This window comes from Actinophytocola sp. NPDC049390, assembly GCF_044466355.1.
Lineage (GTDB): Bacteria > Actinomycetota > Actinomycetes > Mycobacteriales > Pseudonocardiaceae > Actinophytocola.
Window position 1 is genome coordinate 1,095,547 of sequence record NZ_JBITMQ010000001.1, and the last position, 16,359, is coordinate 1,111,905.

A 16,359-nucleotide genomic window follows, 5' to 3' on the forward strand; every position below is an offset into this window, starting at 1 on the left:
TCCATCCCGATTCCCGTGCGGGGTGCGACCCTGGGACGGGACGGAGGGTGACCATGGACGAGAACAACACCAGGCAGACCTACCTGGCCCTGCGCTTCGCCATGCTCCTGCTGACGGCGATGCTCGCCGTCTCGATCGTGCTGCAGGTGGTCGCGGCCGACGACTTCTGCTTCCTGCACTCGATCAGCGCCTACTACCACTCGGCGGTGCGCAACGTGTTCGTCGGCGCGTTGTGCGCGATCGGCGCCTGCCTGATCGTCTACCGGGGCAACATCGACGAGGAGAACGTGGCGCTCGACTACTCGGGCTTCATGGCGTTCGTCGTCGCGTTCGTGCCGACCGAGTACGACCGCGCCTGCTCACTGGCGGACGGGCCGCGCCCGTCGGACACCGACATCGCGGACGCGGCGGCCAACAACGTGCTCGCGCTGCTGGTGATCGCGCTGGCCGCGGTCCTGGCCGCGTGGCGGCTGCCGTGGCTGCGGCCGGACCCGGACCGCCCGCTCGGCAGGTTCGCCCGAACGGCCGTCGCGGTGACGGTGGGCCTCCTCGTCGTCGGGTTCGCGGTCTTCTTCCTCGAACGGGACCTGTTCGTGCGGCACGGACACGCGGTCGCGGCCGTGCTGCTGTTCGCGGGGATCATCGCGGTCGTCGTGTTCAACGCACGGGACTTCGCCGCCAAGCGCGCGGTGAGCCTGTGGCGCAACCGGTACAGCGTCATGGCCGTCGCGATGACGCTGTCCGTGGTCGGCAGCGTGGTCCTGTACCTGCTCGGCATGCGGTACGCGGTGCTCATCGCGGAGGCGTTGCTGATCGGCGAGTTCGCGGTGTTCTGGGGCATGCAGACGGCCGAGCTGCGCAACAGGACGGTGCGCCCCGCCGAGCCGCACCGGGGCTGACTGCTCCGAATGGCCGTGTCGTGGCTCACAGGCCTGCGCTACGCTCCGAAATGAAACGTTCAAATACTGGGAGGCCTGGTGTCGGCAGCGTCGCCTTTCCCCGTTCCCGTGCGCCGGGCGAAGCAGGCCTGGCTCGCCGCCGTGCTCTCGTTGGTCCTGTTCGCGACCGGGTCCGTCGCCGCCGTGGCGGACCGGGGGGCACCGCGGGTCCGGCTGACCGGCCTCCTCGTCGAGAAGAAGGTCGAACCGGTCGGGATCGACCTGGAGCGGCCGCGGTTCTCGTGGGTCGTCGAGTCGACCGCGCGTGACGTGGCGCAGCTGTCCTACCGCCTGCGGGTCATCGGCGAACCGGGCGGGCAGGTCTGGGACAGCGGCGTGGTCCGGTCCCGGGAGTCGGCCAACGTGCCCTACGGCGGGCCGCCGCTCGCCGCCGCCACCGACTACCGCTGGCACGTGGACGTGGTGACGACGCACGGCACGTCGTCGGCGCGGTCCACCTTCCGGACGGGGCTGCCCGGCGAGCGGGACTGGGCGGGCAGCACGTGGATCGGCAACGAGCGCCTCCCGGACGCCGTGACCGACCTGAACTTCACCGGCGCCCGCTGGATCTGGACCCCGGGGTCGAGCGCCCCGGGAGAGGACCGCGCCTTCCGCGGCACCCAGGTCAGCCCGGCGGGCAGGACCGCCACTCGCGCCGAGGTCCTGATCACCGCCGACGACGCGTACGAACTCCTGGTCAACGGCACGGCGATCGGCGCGACCGACGCCGCCGAGAACAGCTGGCAGCAGTCCCACTTCTACGAGGCGGCCCTGGCGCCGGACCGCAACGTGTTCGCGGTGCGGGCGTCGAACGACGCCAACTCGCCCGGCGGGGTCATCGCGGTCGTTCGCGTGTCCTATTCGGACGGCACGACCACGACGACCACCACCGGCGCGGGATGGCGCGCCGTCGTCGGTGTGCCGGACGGGTTCGCCAGTCCCGGCTTCGACGACTCCGGCTGGGGTGCCGCGGCCGAGCTGGCGACGTACGGCGGCAGCCCGTGGGGCAGCCAGGTGCGGCCGCCGACGCGCACACCCCGGCCCGCACCACTGCTGCGGCGCGAGTTCGAGGTGGGTGAACGGGTGCGCGACGCCACGCTCTACCTGGCGGCGGGCGGCTACGCGAACGTGTCGCTCAACGGCCGCCCGGCGAGCGACCAGGTGCTGGCGCCCGGGTTCACCGACTACGACGACACCGTCCAGTACACCGCCATCGACCTGACGACGGCGTTGCGGCCCGGCACGAACACGCTGGGAATGGAGCTCGGCCGCGGCTTCTACGGCATGACCGGTGGCAACGTGTGGCGGTGGGAGTCCCCGCCGTGGCACGACGACCCGGTCGTGCGCGCGGTGCTGCACATCGAGTACGCCGACGGCCGCACCGAACGCGTCGGCACCGACGACTCGTGGCGGATCCACGACGGCCCGACGGTCTTCGACGACCTGTACGCCGGTGAGACCTACGACGCCGGGAAGGTCCAGCCGGGCTACGACACCGCGCGCTTCGACGACAGCGGGTGGGCACGGGCGAGCGAGGTGCCGGGCCCACGGGGTGTGCTCGTCAACCAGCGCCAGCAACCGATCCGCGTGACGAAGTCGCTGCCCGCGGTGGAGATCACCGAACCGGCCGAGGACACGTACGTGGTCAAGTTCCCGCGCGTGATCGCGGGCTGGGCGCGGTTCACCGCGACCGGCCCGGCGGGCACCACGATCCACGCCTCGTACGGCGAGAAGCTCACCGCCGACGGCCGGGTGAACATGAGCAACAACGGCGGTTTCCAGTCCGGCTTCCAGCACGACCGGTTCGTCCTCGCCGGGACCGGCGAGCCCGAGTCGTGGGAGTCCCGCTTCTCCTACAAGGGTTTCCAGTACCTCGAGGTGACCGGGTGGCCGGGGGAGGAGCCGCCGCCGCTGAGCGCGTTCACCGCCAGGGTCGTGCACACCGACGCCGAGGAGACGGGCACGTTCGACAGCTCCAGCGACACGATGAACCGCACCCACCGCGCGGTGGTCGACACGTTGCTGAACAACATCCACGGCATCCCCACCGACACGCCGATGTTCGAGAAGAACGGCTGGACCGGCGACGCGGCGCTGGGCGCCGAGATGTTCATGACGAACCTCGACACGCACGAGCTGTTCGCGAAGTGGCTGCGCGACCTGCACGAGACCCGCGACGCCGAGGGCAGGCCGATGGTGATCGCCCCCAGCTCCGGCGACTGGGGCCGGTGGGGCGTGGCGCCGCCGTGGCACTCGGCGTACGTGCTGATCCCGTGGTGGCTCTACCAGTACGGCGGCGACAGCCGGGTGCTGAGCGAGAACTACGACGGCATGAAGGCCTATGTGGACCTGGAGTACGGGCGGTCCTCGGGCGGCATCGTGTCGAACCCGCGGCTCGGCGACTGGGTGAGCCCGGAGGCGAGCCCGGCGGGCGGCAACGCGCCGGAGGACCTGCGCGTGTCGGGCACCGCCTACCTGTACGTCATGCTCACGTCCATGCGGCGCAGCGCCGAGTTCCTCGGCAAGCCCGCCGACGCGGCGGCTTTCGCACGGCACGCCGCCGTGGTGAAGGACGCGTTCAACGCCACGTTCCTCGACCGCGCCGCCGGGCACTACCGCGGTGAAGGCGACCGCGGCTACCGGCAGACGCACAACGTGCTCGCGGTCGCCTTCGGACTGACACCGGACGAGGCGACGACGCGCACGGTCGTCGACAGCATCGTCGCGGACGTCCGTGCCCGGGGAACGAAGCTCAACACCGGTGTGCTGGGCACGAAGTACCTGCTGCCGGTGCTGACCGAGCACGGCCACGCGGACGTCGCGTACGAGCTCGCCGAGCAGACCGAGTACCCGAGCTGGGGCTACATGCTGGCGAACGGCGCCACGTCGATGTGGGAGCACTGGGCGCTGGAAGCACGGTCACGCGGCCACTACTTCCTCGGCACGGTCGACGACTGGTTCTACAAGTACGTCGCCGGGATCCGCGCGTCGGAGGAGACCGGCTACCGCGACATCACGATCGCACCGGCGGTCACGGGCCGGATGACCCACGCGAAGGCGACCACGCGGACGCCGTACGGGCCGGTGGCCTGCGACTGGCGGCGTACCGGTGACTCCCTGACGATGACGGTCACGGTGCCGGTCGGCTCGCGGGCGACCGTGCACGTTCCGGCGCGTGACAGGTCGGCGGTCACGGAAGGCGGCCGCCCACTGGACCGCACCGAGGGTGTCCGTCAGGTGTCCGAAGTGGACGGAAAGGTGCTGGTGGAGATCGGCTCGGGCCGCTACACCTTCCGCACGAGGTGGCCCGCGACGCCGAACCCGGATCCACCAGTGGTCAACGTCGTTGTTCCGAACCTGCGGCAAGCGCGGCCTGATCAGGCCCGCTTCGCAGCGCCGGGCGGGCATCCGCCGTCCGGCGAGGCCCCCGGAGGGAAACCCGACCCGCCCCGTACAAAACCGAGCATACCAACGGTGGATGCGCGGAAGCCCGTCCGCGTGGACCCGGCCCCGGCACGCGAAGCGTCTCAGCGCATGACGGGTGGTTCGCGGAACGTGCGGCGGTAGGTGTCCGGTGGGACGCCGATCGTGCGGTGGAAGTGGCGGCGCAGTGTCGTCGCGGTGCCCATGCCCGCGGCCGCGGCGATGGTGTCGACGCTGTCGTCGGTGGTTTCGAGCAGTTCCTGCGCGCGGCGGATCCGCTGCGTCAGCAGCCAACGCAGCGGGGTGGTGCCGGTGGCCGACCGGAAGTGGCGCGCGAGGTGCCGGGAGCTCATGTTCGCCTGCCGGGCCAGGTCCTCCACGGTGAGCGGCTGGTCCAGTCGCCGCAACACCCACGGGAGCAACTCGGCCAGCGGGTGGTCGTCCTGGGCGGGCACCGGCGTGGCGACGAACTGGGCCTGGCCGCCGGACCGGTGGGGCGGCACGACCAGGCGCCGCGCGACCACGTTCGCGACCGTCGAGCCGTGGTCGCGGCGGACCAGGTGCAGGCACAGGTCCATCGCCGCCGCCTTGCCCGCGGACGTGAGCACGGTGCCGTTGTCGACGTAGAGCACGTCCGGGTCGACCGCCACCGCGGGGTAGCGTGCCGCGAGCTCGTCGGTGTGGGCCCAGTGCGTGGTCGCGCGCAGCCCGTCGAGCAGGCCCGCGGCGGCGAGCACGAACGCGCCCGTGCACAGCGACGCCACCCGCGCGCCCGCCGCGTGGGCCGCGCGCACCGCGTCGACCAGGTCCGCGGGTGGTTCCTCGTCGACGTCCGCCAGGGCGGGGACGAGCACGGTGTCCGCGTCCGCCAGCCGGTCGAGCCCGTGGTCGGGCACGACGGTGAACCGGCCGACCCGGACCGGGTGCGTGCCGCACACCCGGAGGTCGTACCAGGGGCCCGGCAGGGTCGCCGGGGCGGAGCCGAACACCTCGCACGCCATCGAGAGTTCGAAGTGGAGCATTCCGTCGGTGGCGGCGACCGCGACCGAACGTGAGGTGGAGCGCATGTCGGAAATTGTACGGGTCGTGTCGTTCCGGACACTGGGCAGCGGCCCGCCCACGGGACACGATCTACCCCATGAATCACGTGGCGGTGTACGGGGCCTACGGGCACACGGGGCGGTTCGTGGTCGCGGAGCTGCGTGAGCGCGGGTACACCCCGCTGCTCCTCGGCCGCGACCCGGACAGGTTGCAGGCGGTGGCGGGGCCGGGGAACGAGCCGCGGCAGGCGTCGGTCGACGACCCGGCCGCGCTCGACCGGGCGCTGGCCGGGGCGGCCGCCGTGATCAACTGCGCCGGGCCCTTCGCCACGACCGCGGCCCCGCTGGTCGAGGCGGCGCTGCGCGCGGGCATCCCGTACGTCGACGTGGCGGCCGAGATCGAGGCGAACCTGGACACGTTCACGCACTTCGCGGCACGCGCCGAGGCGGCGGGCATCCTCGTGGTCCCCGCGATGGCCTTCTACGGCGGGCTCGGCGACCTGCTCGTCACCGCCGCCATGGGCGACTGGACGGCGGCCGACGAGGTACACATCGCCTACGGCCTGAGCAGCTGGCACCCCACCGCCGGGACGCTCGCGGCGGGCTCGGTGTCGAGCGCGCGCCGGGGCGGCCGCCGCGTCCGGTACTGCGGCGGGCGCGTCGAGTACCACGACGACGCGCTGCCGACCGTCGAGTGGCCGTTCCCGGAACCGCTCGGCCCGCAGCAGGTCATCGGCGAGTTCAGCATGGCCGACATCGTCACCGTGCCCAGCCACCTGGCTGTGCCGGAGGTACGCACGTACATGGCCGCCAAGGCCGCCGCCGACCTGACCGCGCCGGACGCGCGGGCGCCGGCCGCCGTCGACGAGCACGGCCGTTCCGCGCAGACCTTCGTGGTCGACGTCGTCGTCCGCGCGGGCGGCGCCGAACGCCGGATCACCGCCGCCGGACAGGACATCTACGCGATCAGCGCACCGCTCGCGGTGGAGGCCGTCGACCGTGCCCTCACCGGCCGGACCAGGGCCACCGGTGTCGCGTCCGCGGGCGCGGCGTTCGACGCGAGGGACTTCCTGGACGCCCTGTCGGCGCACCTGGCGCTGGGAGGCCGCCACCTCCCAGCGCCGGTGCCCGATCACCGCAGCGCGTAGGCGCGGATGATGGTCTGGCGTTGGGCGTTGCCCTCGGCGTCGCCGACCGACGACCGCAACGAGACGAACGCCGCGTCGGCCGGGTGCCGGACCGTCACCGTCCACTGTGACCGGTTGCGGGTCACCCGCGTCTGGTGCCAGGTCTCACCGTCGTCGAAGGAGACGTCGACGGTCGGCGGCGACACCGGGCCCGGGGTGGGACTGCCGTTGCGCTGCACCACGACCGGGATCGTGAACGACCGCCCGGCCGGTGCCGAGTTGCGGAGGTCCAGCCGCGGCGTGAACCGCACCGCCGGCAACGGCAGGTAGGTCGCTTCGAGGGGCCGCTCGCCCCGCTGCGAGCTGAACGTCCACTCCGCGTCGTACCGCGTGGTCAGGCCCGCGTACGCGGAGCGGTCGAACGAGGTGCGCAGGGTGTAGTCCGCCCGCTCGGGGCCGACCTCGAACACGCCGAACGCCACCTGGTCGGACTCGCCGATCACCGCACCGTCACGCAGCAACGTCGTCGTCCCGGTCTCCAAGGTCTCCCCCCACCGGCCGCGCCCCTGGTCGGAGATCGGGGCGATCTGGAAGTGCAGCCGGTCCAGGCCGCGGAACGCCGTCGATCCCGGCCCGCCACCGGACAGCGACGGCGAGAACACGCCGACGTTCCAGCGCACGGTCGTGGTCCCGTCGTGGGGGAACACCATGGGTTCGTACTGCGTGAGGTAGGAGAGGGTGCCCCCGCCCGCCATCTCCGCGAAGGTGCGGAAGGCCCACGGCACGCCGGGGGTGTAGTACTCGGTGAGGGTGCCCGGCAGCGGGATGGCGACCCCGTCGCGGACGCCGGTCGAACCCGGGGTGGTGCTCGCGTGCTCGGACCGGACCGTCGCGAGGTCGCGGGTCCGGTCGTGCCACCTCGGCGTGGCCGGGATGGCGGTGTCGGTGTGCTTCAGGTGGTACAGGTACGGACTGCCGTCGAACGACTCGCCGTTCCACTTCGCCTTCGTGGTCTGCATGGTGAAGGTGAAGCCGGGGTGGCGGGTCGCCGACGGCCGGACGGTCAGGCCGGGGAGTTCCCCGGGGAACACCATCACCGACTCCGCGGTGAACCCGTACTCGGTGTCGGTCGTGCGCACGAAGTCGAGCTGGGTGTAGACGTCCCGCGCCGTCGGGTCGTCGACCGTGATGTCGACCGGCACCGCCTCCCGCGCGTCGAAGACCAGCGACGTGTCGGCGCTGACCGTGAACGTCGGCTCGACGACGTATGCGCGGCGCCCGGTCCCGGCGTCCCGCACGAAGCCGGTGTAGGTGTACTCGCCCGCGGGCAGCCGGACCGTGGTGGGACCGGTGGCGAACGCCTTGTGGACGGCCACCTCGTCGATCGCGACGAACCGGTAGCGGTAGTCGTGGCTCGCCGTGCCGTCGTGCGCGATCGCGCTCAGGGCGACGTCGTAGCTCTCGACCTCGCGCTCCACCGCGATCGGCGTGCGCGCCACGACCTCGCCGCCCGCGGCCGCCGTGACGGTGCCCGTGAGTGCGCCGGACGGTCCGGCGATGGTCACGTCGGCCGTGACGGTGGCGGTGGCCACGCCGCCGGCGGGCACGGTCAGGGTCGCCGGGGCGACGGTGAACATGCCGTCCGGCGTGGCGGAGCCGTCCTCGTACCGGACGTCCGCGGCGAGGCCGAGTGTGACCGGGCCGGTGCCGCGGTTGGTGTAGGTGACGGTCCCGGTGATCGCGTCGCTGTCCTGGTACGGCCACCGCACCCGCCCGAGGCTGAGGCTCGCCGGGGTGGCGGAGGTCGTCGAGGCGGTCGCCGCGGCGACGTCCACCCGGCCCGCGCCCTGCTCGTGGACCGTCAGCCCGTCCGTCGGCGCGGCGGTGCCCATGAGCGTGGCCTTCAGCTGCTCCGGGGTCCAGCCGGGGTGCTGCCCGGCGAGGATCGCCGCCGCGCCCGCGACGTGCGGGGTGGCCATCGACGTGCCGGACATCGCGACGTGGCTCTGCCCCGGCTCACCGACGACGCCGTGCGCGGCGCGTGCGGCGACGATGTCGACGCCCGGTGCGGTGATGTCCGGCTTGATCGCGCTGTCCCCGAACCTCGGCCCACGGCCGGAGAACTCGGCCAGCGCGTCGGCGCGGTCGACCGCGCCGACGGTCAGCGCGGCGTCGGCCGTGCCCGGCAGCCCGACGTAGTTCGTCTGGTTGCCCGACGCGACGACGAACAGCGTCCCGGTCTCGGCGGTGAGCCGGTTCACGGCCTGCGACAACGGGTCGGTGCCGTCGCTGGGGTCACCGGAGATGCTCATGTTGACCACGTCGGCCCCCGACGTGGCGGCCCACTCCATGCCCGCGATGATCGCGGACTCGTACCCGACGCCGTCGTCGCCCATGACCTTCGCGTTGAGGAGCTTCGCGTCCGGTGCCACACCACGGTAGGTGGCGTGCTCACCGGTGACGATGGACGCGACGTGAGTGCCGTGCCCGTGCCGGTCGTCCGGGTTGCCGGGGTCGCCGGTGAAGTCGTGTGCGCCCACGATCGCCCCGGCGAGGTCCGGGTGCGTGGCGTCGATCCCGGTGTCCAGGACCGCGACCGTGGTGCCCGCGCCCGTGTGCCCGGCCCGCCACGCCGTCGGTGCGCCGATCCGCGGCACGGAGTGCTCCAGTGCCACCCGGACGCGGCCGTCGAGCCAGACGCGTTCGGCCTTGCGCGCCACCGGCCAGTACGCGGCGGACCGGTCCACGGAGACGGCCGTCGCGCCCACCGCGGGCAGGTCACGGGTGACCCGGGCGGAAGCGCTGCGCGGTGCGGGCCCGGCGTGGTCGACGATCAGGGGCAGGCGGTCGGCGGAGGCGTCGTCGAACCCGGACTCGATCAGCTCGGTGACGTTGAACAGGCGGGGGTCGACGGTGCCCTTCGCCAGCGGGGCCAGCGCGTCGTCCGGTACGACGTTGAGGTCGCCCCGTTCGTCGGTGTACGACTCGAACAACACGTGGTCCCGGCCGGGCGCGGGCCGCACGGCCACGACCCGGCCGCCGCTGACGGTGACGGCGTCGCCGGTCAGCAACGTCACGGTCGTGCTCGCGGCACCGAGCGGCGCGGTCACCGCGGCGTCCGCGGAGGCGTGGGGCACCGCCGCCACCGCCGCCGCCATGACGGCGGCGAGAAGCGCGGGCAGGGTTCGTCTGCTTCGCATCAAGGATCTCCACAGGGGTGTCGTCGTGTGTGCGGGCTAGACACGCGAGGTCTCCCGTGCGGGGTTGCAACCTCCTGGTGGGGACGCCGCGTGTCTAACGCGTGCACGCCGGCGGGAAGGGACTCCATGAACGAACGCGACGAGCGGTTCGCGGCGTATTTCGCCACCAGGTCGGGGGTGATGCGCGCGACCGCGTTCCTGCTGTGCGGTGACTGGCACCGCGCGGAGGACCTCGTCCAGACCGCGTTCGTGAAGCTGTACCTGGCGTGGCACCGGGTCGACGGCGAGGACAAGCTGGACGCCTACGTGCGGCAGATCCTCGTGCGGACCTTCCTCGACGAGACGCGGCGCGGGTTCTTCCGGCGTGAGCGGCCGATCGCCGAGGTGGCGGACCGGCCACTGCCCGAACACGACGACCGGGTCGAGAACCGCATGGTGTTGTCGCGGGCGCTCGCCGAGGTCGCCCCGCGACAGCGGGTCGCGCTGGTGCTGCGGGTCTGGGCGGACCTGTCCGTCGAGGACACGGCGAAGGCGATGGGGTGCAGCGCGGGGACGGTGAAGAGCCAGCTGGCTCGCGGCCTCGCGGCGATGCGCGCACTGGTGCCCGCCGGCAGTTTCTGATCTTTTTCAACGGGACGAGGAGTTCGAGCAATGGACGAACGTGAGCTGCGGGCAGTGATGGACCGGGCGGTGGCGGTGGCGCCACCGCCGATGAGCGACGAACCCGTGCTGACGGCGGCCCGGCACACACTCAAGTGGCGCCGGGCGGTGTTCGCGAGTGTCGGGAGCGCGGCCGTGGTCGCGGTCGTGGCGGCCGGGGTGGCGGTGCTCGCGCCGACCCGGCAGGACGATGGCGGGGTGCGGGTCGGCGCCCCGCCCGCACTGTCCCACGAGGACAAGGCGGCCGCGCTGGCCGCGGCACTGGACGACGTGGCACCGGCCGGTTACGGGACACCGGGCGACCTGAAGGGTGTCGACGACTACGCCGACCGGACGTTGAAGAACCACGAGGCCGTGCCGGTCGACGGGGTGTGGAACTACGGCGCCGCCACCCCGCTGACCAAGGGCGACGGTGTCGGTGAGCTCCTCGCCACCGTCTACCCGCCGGCGTGGGGGGCGACGGGGGCGGGCTGCGCGCTGACCCCGACCGCGTGGGACGCCACCGCCGCCGACTGCACCGAGGTGACCGTCGACGGCAGGGAGGTCGCGGTCGCCGACGTCACCTACCCGGACGAGGACGGCCTCCCGCCCGCCCAGTGGGCCGGGTACCGCCACGCCGACGGCACGGTCGTGTTCGTCATGCAGACCGCGCAGGTGCCGCGGTCCGGCCGTCCGGGCCTGGACGCGATGCCGATGACCGGCCGGGAACTGGCCGAGGTGGCCGTCGACCCGAGGCTGCGGCCCCAGTGAGCGGCCGCACCGGTTCTTTCGGCGGTGGCGTGCGACCTGCTCGCCTGAGCCGGGTTTAGGCTGCCGATCATGGTGACGACGAACGACAGGGGAGTGCTGGTCACCGGCGCGTCCGGCGGCATCGGGCGGGCCATCGCGGTCGCGTTCGCGCGTGCTGGCGACCGGGTCGCCGTGCACTACTCGACGCGCCGGACCGAGGCCGAACAGACCGTCGCCGGGCTGCCGGGCGACGGGCACGCGCTGGTGTCCGGCGACCTCGCGGACCCGCGACAGGTCGCGGACCTCGCCGCGGCCGCGGGCGACGCGCTCGGCGGCGTGGACGTGCTCGTCAACAACGCCGCCGTCGTCACCAGCGGCTACTCGGTCGCGAACGCCGACTACGACACCTGGCAGCGGGCCTGGCAGGAGACCGTCGCGGTGAACCTGTTCGGCGCGGCCAACCTGAGCTACTGCGTCGCGCGCGCCCTCATCGCCCGCGGTGTCGCGGGCGCCATCGTGAACGTCGGCTCCCGCGGCGCGTTCCGCGGCGAGCCCGACGCGTCGGCGTACGGTGCGAGCAAGGCAGGTCTCCACGCGCTCGGCCAGTCGCTCGCCGTGTCCCTTGCCCCGCACGGCATCTCGGTCACCTCGGTGGCGCCCGGCTTCGTCGAGACCGACCGGGTCGCCGGGCGGCTGTCCGGCGAGAGCGGCGCCGCGATCCGGGCGCAGAGCCCGTACGGCCGGGTCGCCGCGCCGGAGGAGGTCGCCGCCGCCGTCGTGTACCTGGCGTCACCCGCGGCCCGCTGGTCCACCGGCGCCGTGCTCGACGTCAACGGCGCGTCCTACCTCCGCTGACTCCCGGGCAGGACGGGCACCCTCGGCAGCCCGGTGCGTTCGCCAAGCCACTCCCGCACCTGCTCCGCGTCCGGGCTCGCCGCGTCGTTGATCGCGTGTGGCGCCACCCGGCTGAAGTAGTCGGTGACGAGGCCGTCGGACTCGCGGACCAGCATTCCGGCCGCCTCCCCGTCCACGATCCACGAGCCGAGGACGACGTGGTTGCCGTCGAACACCGGCAGTTCGGTGTACTGCTGGTAGACCCAGCCCTCCGCGCCGTAGTCCCCGGGCATCTCGACGTCCGGGGCACCGGCGCGGTGCACGCGGATGTTGTCGCCCTCCCTGCCGTGCAACGGTTTCGCGACCCACTCGGTGAGGTCGCCGGGGCCGTCGAAGTAGGCGGGCAGCAGCAACGGGTGGTCCGGGTTGCGTTCCCACAACACGGGCAGGAGCGCCTTCGTGCTCAGCAGCGCCTTCCACGCGGGCTCGAACCAGTGCACGCGGCGGGCCTCGGCGCGGTCGAGCAGCAGCCGCCCGAACCGGTCGTCGAGCATGAGCTCCCACGGGTACAGCTTGAACGCGTTGCGGATCTCGTTGCCCGCCCGGTCGACGAACACGGAGTTCGCCCGGTCCCAGCCGACGTCGTCGATGGGCTGCGCGACCGTCCGGAGACCGGCCTGCACGGCACAGTCCAGCATGTAGTGGACGGTCATCTCCATCTCGCCCGCGTCGGCGGCGTGCTGGGGGTCCAGGTACAGGAAGTGCACCAGGTCGCCGTCGAGCACGCCGGACTCGGCGAGGTCGCGCCACCGCCGCACCAGCCGGTCGTGGACGCTGTTCCACTGGTCGGTGCCGGGCATGACCTCCTCGACCCAGCGCCACTGGGCGACGCCGGTCTCCACCAGACCCGTCGGGGTGTCGCCGTTGATCTCCAGCATGCGCACGGGGCCGGCGGTCGCGAGGTCCGTACCCGTTGGGGCGAGGTCGAACCGCGCGTACACGGCCTCGTCGCCGCGCCGGATGGACTCGCGGATCAACTCCAGCGACCCGGCGGGCAGGCCGAGCCGCCGGTCGGTCGCCGTGGCGGCGAGGTACCCGGCGGCGTCCAGGCACATCGCCCACAGCTCTTCCGTCGCCGCCTCCAGCAGGAGGACCTCGGTCATCGAGAACTCGTACCAGGCGGCCTCGTTCCAGTACGGCACGGTCGTGCCGTCCTCGAGCGGCGTGACCGGGAAGATCAGCCCCTGCTCGGTGACGATCCGCTCCCACTCCGGGCGCGGGTCGACGAGGCGGCGGCGCATCAGGCGATGCTCGCGCAGACGATCCCGGCCACCGACAGCGACGCGGCGGCGGCGAGCACCGCCAGCGGGCGCACCGGCCCCGGTGTGCACACGATCTCCCGCAGCCGCCCGGGTGTGAGCGCCTCGACGACGAGGAACATCACGATGTTCAGCACGATGCCGAGCGCGCCGAACGCGACCGTCCACAGCAGCGCCGTGCCGAGGTCCGTCTGGCCGTTGGTCCAGATCGCGGTGAACAGCACGAGCGCGTTGGACAGCGTCCACGCACCGGCGACCACCCCGGCGGACTGGGACGGCATCGTCTCCTCGTCCCCGTCGGGGTCGCCGCGCAGCTGCCTGCCGAGGTGGCCGGGCGTGATCAGGTCGAGGACGTAGTAGGCGGCCACGAGCAGCGCTCCCGCGGTGAACGCGTAGACCACGGCGTGCAGCATGGCGTTGAGCAGGTTGTTCATTCCGGTGCTTTCTCGAGGTGCCGGGATCGAAGTGGGGTGGGGTCAGGAGGAGACGCCGCCGCTCCTGCCGCCGAAGCCGCCGTAGTCGGTCGACGAACCGCCGGAGTCGCTGTACCCGCCGGACGACGACCGGGGACCGCCGGTCACCGACCCGCTCGGCCTGCTGGTGCTGCCGCCGGAAACCCGGCTCCCGACGGACGGGACCCGATGGCCACTGCTGATGTAGTACCAGCTGTAGCCGCCGCTGTAGGAGCTGTAGTCGTCGTCGTCTTCGCACTCGTAGTCGGCGACCCGTTCGCGGGTCTCCTCGTCGATGCAGACGGCCTGGTAGTCCGGGGACGACGTGCAGCCGCTCAGTGCCGCGGCCGCGAGTGCCGTGACCCCGATGACGACGCTCGCCGAACGCATCCGGCGCCTCGGGGTGTCACCCATGGTCGTCCTCCTCCGTCCAGTGCAGTCCAGTGCCGTCCGCAACCGCCGCGGGTCATCGCGCACCACGCGATGGACCTCGCGGAGTTCGTCTGTCGGTAGCGTGTGGCGGACTTTAGCGAGCCGCGGAGGCGGGTGAGGGTGGATTCGCGCCAATTGCCGAATAGTTGCGTCCGATCCGTCAGAGCCGGTGCACGGTGCGGTCGGTGACGGCGGTCAGTTTGGCCGGGTTGGCGACGTTGTGGATGCCGGCGACGCGGCCCTGCTCGTCCAGGTCGAGGGTCAGGGTCGCGACCACGCGGCCCGCGCCGCTGAACACGATGCCCGGGGCGCCGTTCAGCTCGACCACCTCGGCGCGCATGTCCGCCGGAACCACACCTTCGTACGTCCGCGTCGCGATGCCGGCGAACCACTTGGCGACGCGCTCGGCACCCGACACCGGGCGGGTCGCCTGGCGGACCTTGCCGCCGCCGTCCGTCCACAGCGTCACGTCCGGGGCCAGCAGTTGCATGAGCGTGTTGATGTCACCGCCGGAGGCGGCCGCGACGAACCGGTCGGTCACCTCGCGCTGCCGCGTGCGTCCCGCGTGGAACCTCGGCCGCCGCGCCCGCACGTGTCCGCGCGCCCGGTGCGCGGCCTGCCGCACGGTGTCCTCCGAGCGTTCGACCGCCTCGGCGATCTCGCCGTAGCCGAAGCCGAACGCCTCCTTCAGCACGAACACGGCGCGCTCCAACGGGGTCAGCGACTCCAGCACCACCAGCAGCGCCATCGACACCGTCTCGGCGTCGGTGGTCTCATCGGTGATGACCGGCTCCGGCAGCCACGGACCGAGGTAGGTCTCGCGCTGCCGTGACGCCGACCGCAGCCGGTCCATCGCCACGTTCGTCACGATCCGCACCAGGTACGCCTTCGGGTCGGCGACCGCGCCGCGGTCGGCCGCCGACCAGCGCACCCAGGTGTCCTGCACCGCGTCCTCGGCGTCGGCGGCCGACCCGAGGACGCGGTAGGCGACCGAGAACAGCAGGTTCCTGTGCTCGTCGAAGACCGTCATCGCGTGTAGCGGCCGCCGTGCGGCCAGATCGCGCCCGACCTGGGCATCCTGGTCATCCGGCGGAACGTCGGCCACGGCGAGGAACTCACCGTCTCCTTGTACCAGACGGCGCGGCGGCCGGTGAGCGACAGCCTCCTCGGCGCGCCGTCCGGCTTGGTGAACTGGACGACGGCGTCGTGCCTGCCCAGGCTCACCGGCGTGTGGTAGTAGCCGAACCGGAAAGGCTTGGGCGCCTTGCCGTTCAGCTCCCGCACGATCGACACCGCCGCGTGCACCCCGGTCGGCATGCCGCTCTGGCACGTGCCGTGCAGCACGCCGAAACCCAGCCGGACCGCCGCGGCGTCCCCGACCACGTACACGTCCGGGTGCGACACCGACCGCAGCGCCGGGTCCGTGACGATCCGGCCCCGTTCGTCGGCCTCGAGTTCCCTGGCCAGCCTGGGTACCCGCACGCCGCTCGTCCACAACACCACGTCCGCCGCGATCGTCTCCCCGCCCACGAGCCGCACCGCGTCCGGCAGCACCTTGCCGATGTCTCCACTGTGGACGCGCACCCCGAGCCGCCCCAACGTGTCGTGCAGGTGCGCCTTGGCCTTCGGCCCCATGCCCGCGCCCGGTTCCTCCCGGCCGAGCAGCACGACGTCCAGGCCCGGGTGCTGTTCGGCGATCTCGGCCGCGGCCTCCACCCCGGTGAGTCCGCTGCCGCAGACGACGACCGTGCCGGAGTCCATTCCGGACAGCCGGTGGGCGAGCGACTCGGCGTGGTCGAGGGTGTAGGCGTGTTCGTCCGCGCCGGGCACCGAGGAGGTGTCGGTGACCGAACCCAGCGCGTAGACCAGGGTGTCGTACTCGACGACCCGCTCGTCGTCCACCCGGACGGCGCGCGCGTCGACGTCCACCGCGGTGACCCAGCCGCACACGAGGTCGACGTCGGGCAGCAGGTCGGGGATGTTCAGCTCGGCCAGCTCCTGCCCGGACGCGACCTGGTGGAGCCGGAGCCGCTCGGTGAACCGGGCGCTCGCGTTGACGACGGTGATCCGCACGTCGTCCCGCCGCCGGGTGCGCCCCACCAGGTGCGACGCGGCCGACATGCCCGTGTACCCGGCGCCGAGAACCACGATCCTGTGCATGGTGTCAGTCCTTTCCACTCGGTTGACGACCACGAGACGGGACAG

General features: G+C 72.6%; 13 protein-coding genes. 6 read left to right on the forward strand and 7 right to left on the reverse strand.

Going from position 1 to position 16,359, the window contains the following annotated elements; genetic code table 11:
* Window positions 1-53 precede the first annotated feature (53 nt).
* A complete protein-coding gene (locus ACIBVP_RS04875) occupies window positions 54-899 on the forward strand; it encodes a hypothetical protein (protein ID WP_396104619.1) in 846 nt (281 codons plus the stop codon).
* A 78-nt stretch (window positions 900-977) separates the two neighbouring features.
* Complete coding sequence (locus ACIBVP_RS04880; protein WP_396104620.1) at window positions 978-4,505, forward strand: family 78 glycoside hydrolase catalytic domain; 3,528 nt, start codon at window positions 978-980, stop codon at window positions 4,503-4,505.
* Here ACIBVP_RS04880 and ACIBVP_RS04885 read toward each other — a convergent pair.
* Window positions 4,466-5,428 (reverse strand): helix-turn-helix domain-containing protein, encoded by a 963-nt coding sequence (locus ACIBVP_RS04885; RefSeq protein WP_396104621.1) that lies wholly within the window; start codon window positions 5,426-5,428, stop codon window positions 4,466-4,468. The two genes, ACIBVP_RS04880 and ACIBVP_RS04885, sit on opposite strands and share 40 nt — an antisense overlap.
* 71 nt (window positions 5,429-5,499) lie before the next feature.
* Here ACIBVP_RS04885 and ACIBVP_RS04890 point away from each other — a divergent pair, with 71 nt between their 5' ends.
* Window positions 5,500-6,549, forward strand: a complete 1,050-nt coding sequence (locus ACIBVP_RS04890) for a saccharopine dehydrogenase family protein (protein ID WP_396104622.1) — start codon at window positions 5,500-5,502, stop codon at window positions 6,547-6,549.
* Here the strand turns inward: ACIBVP_RS04890 and ACIBVP_RS04895 are convergent.
* Window positions 6,534-9,728, reverse strand: coding sequence for a S8 family peptidase (locus ACIBVP_RS04895; protein ID WP_396104623.1), 3,195 nt, complete (start codon window positions 9,726-9,728; stop codon window positions 6,534-6,536). The genes ACIBVP_RS04890 and ACIBVP_RS04895 overlap by 16 nt on opposite strands.
* A gap of 126 nt (window positions 9,729-9,854) precedes the next feature.
* Here ACIBVP_RS04895 and ACIBVP_RS04900 point away from each other — a divergent pair, with 126 nt between their 5' ends.
* The 3 genes from ACIBVP_RS04900 (at window position 9,855) to ACIBVP_RS04910 (ending at window position 11,972) form a co-directional block, all read left to right on the forward strand.
* Complete coding sequence (locus ACIBVP_RS04900) at window positions 9,855-10,349, forward strand: SigE family RNA polymerase sigma factor (protein ID WP_396104624.1); 495 nt, start codon at window positions 9,855-9,857, stop codon at window positions 10,347-10,349.
* A 30-nt stretch (window positions 10,350-10,379) separates the two neighbouring features.
* Window positions 10,380-11,138: a hypothetical protein gene (locus tag ACIBVP_RS04905; RefSeq protein ID WP_396104625.1), complete on the forward strand. Its 759-nt coding sequence runs from the start codon at window positions 10,380-10,382 to the stop codon at window positions 11,136-11,138.
* 69 nt (window positions 11,139-11,207) lie between these two features.
* The gene (locus ACIBVP_RS04910; protein WP_396104626.1) at window positions 11,208-11,972 is read left to right on the forward strand and encodes an SDR family NAD(P)-dependent oxidoreductase; all 765 of its coding nucleotides are present in this window, start codon (window positions 11,208-11,210) and stop codon (window positions 11,970-11,972) included.
* Here the strand turns inward: ACIBVP_RS04910 and ACIBVP_RS04915 are convergent.
* From ACIBVP_RS04915 to ACIBVP_RS04935, 5 genes are all read right to left on the reverse strand, one after another.
* Window positions 11,960-13,252, reverse strand: coding sequence for a glutathionylspermidine synthase family protein (locus ACIBVP_RS04915; protein WP_396104627.1), 1,293 nt, complete (start codon window positions 13,250-13,252; stop codon window positions 11,960-11,962). The two genes, ACIBVP_RS04910 and ACIBVP_RS04915, sit on opposite strands and share 13 nt — an antisense overlap.
* Complete coding sequence (locus ACIBVP_RS04920; protein ID WP_396104628.1) at window positions 13,252-13,704, reverse strand: DUF350 domain-containing protein; 453 nt, start codon at window positions 13,702-13,704, stop codon at window positions 13,252-13,254. The genes ACIBVP_RS04915 and ACIBVP_RS04920 overlap by 1 nt, the downstream gene beginning before the upstream one ends.
* 42 nt (window positions 13,705-13,746) lie before the next feature.
* The gene (locus ACIBVP_RS04925; RefSeq protein ID WP_396104629.1) at window positions 13,747-14,136 is read right to left on the reverse strand and encodes a hypothetical protein; all 390 of its coding nucleotides are present in this window, start codon (window positions 14,134-14,136) and stop codon (window positions 13,747-13,749) included.
* Between the two features lie 178 nt (window positions 14,137-14,314).
* Window positions 14,315-15,184 (reverse strand): RNA polymerase sigma-70 factor, encoded by an 870-nt coding sequence (locus ACIBVP_RS04930; RefSeq protein ID WP_396104630.1) that lies wholly within the window; start codon window positions 15,182-15,184, stop codon window positions 14,315-14,317.
* Window positions 15,181-16,314, reverse strand: a complete 1,134-nt coding sequence (locus ACIBVP_RS04935) for an NAD(P)/FAD-dependent oxidoreductase (RefSeq protein WP_396104631.1) — start codon at window positions 16,312-16,314, stop codon at window positions 15,181-15,183. Before ACIBVP_RS04935 ends, ACIBVP_RS04930 begins: the two co-directional genes overlap by 4 nt.
* Window positions 16,315-16,359 lie beyond the last annotated feature (45 nt).

Bases quoted from the DNA above. Each gene is read 5' to 3' on its own strand.
- ACIBVP_RS04905 (WP_396104625.1), top strand. From the start codon at position 10,380: ATGGACGAACGTGAGCTGCGGGCAGTGATGGACCGGGCGGTGGCGGTG.
- ACIBVP_RS04895 (WP_396104623.1), bottom strand. From the start codon at position 9,728: ATGCGAAGCAGACGAACCCTGCCCGCGCTTCTCGCCGCCGTCATGGCG.
- ACIBVP_RS04890 (WP_396104622.1), top strand. From the start codon at position 5,500: ATGAATCACGTGGCGGTGTACGGGGCCTACGGGCACACGGGGCGGTTC.
- ACIBVP_RS04910 (WP_396104626.1), top strand. From the start codon at position 11,208: ATGGTGACGACGAACGACAGGGGAGTGCTGGTCACCGGCGCGTCCGGC.
- ACIBVP_RS04900 (WP_396104624.1), top strand. From the start codon at position 9,855: ATGAACGAACGCGACGAGCGGTTCGCGGCGTATTTCGCCACCAGGTCG.
- ACIBVP_RS04935 (WP_396104631.1), bottom strand. From the start codon at position 16,314: ATGCACAGGATCGTGGTTCTCGGCGCCGGGTACACGGGCATGTCGGCC.
- ACIBVP_RS04885 (WP_396104621.1), bottom strand. From the start codon at position 5,428: ATGCGCTCCACCTCACGTTCGGTCGCGGTCGCCGCCACCGACGGAATG.
- ACIBVP_RS04930 (WP_396104630.1), bottom strand. From the start codon at position 15,184: ATGACGGTCTTCGACGAGCACAGGAACCTGCTGTTCTCGGTCGCCTAC.
- ACIBVP_RS04915 (WP_396104627.1), bottom strand. From the start codon at position 13,252: ATGCGCCGCCGCCTCGTCGACCCGCGCCCGGAGTGGGAGCGGATCGTC.
- ACIBVP_RS04875 (WP_396104619.1), top strand. From the start codon at position 54: ATGGACGAGAACAACACCAGGCAGACCTACCTGGCCCTGCGCTTCGCC.
- ACIBVP_RS04920 (WP_396104628.1), bottom strand. From the start codon at position 13,704: ATGAACAACCTGCTCAACGCCATGCTGCACGCCGTGGTCTACGCGTTC.
- ACIBVP_RS04925 (WP_396104629.1), bottom strand. From the start codon at position 14,136: ATGGGTGACACCCCGAGGCGCCGGATGCGTTCGGCGAGCGTCGTCATC.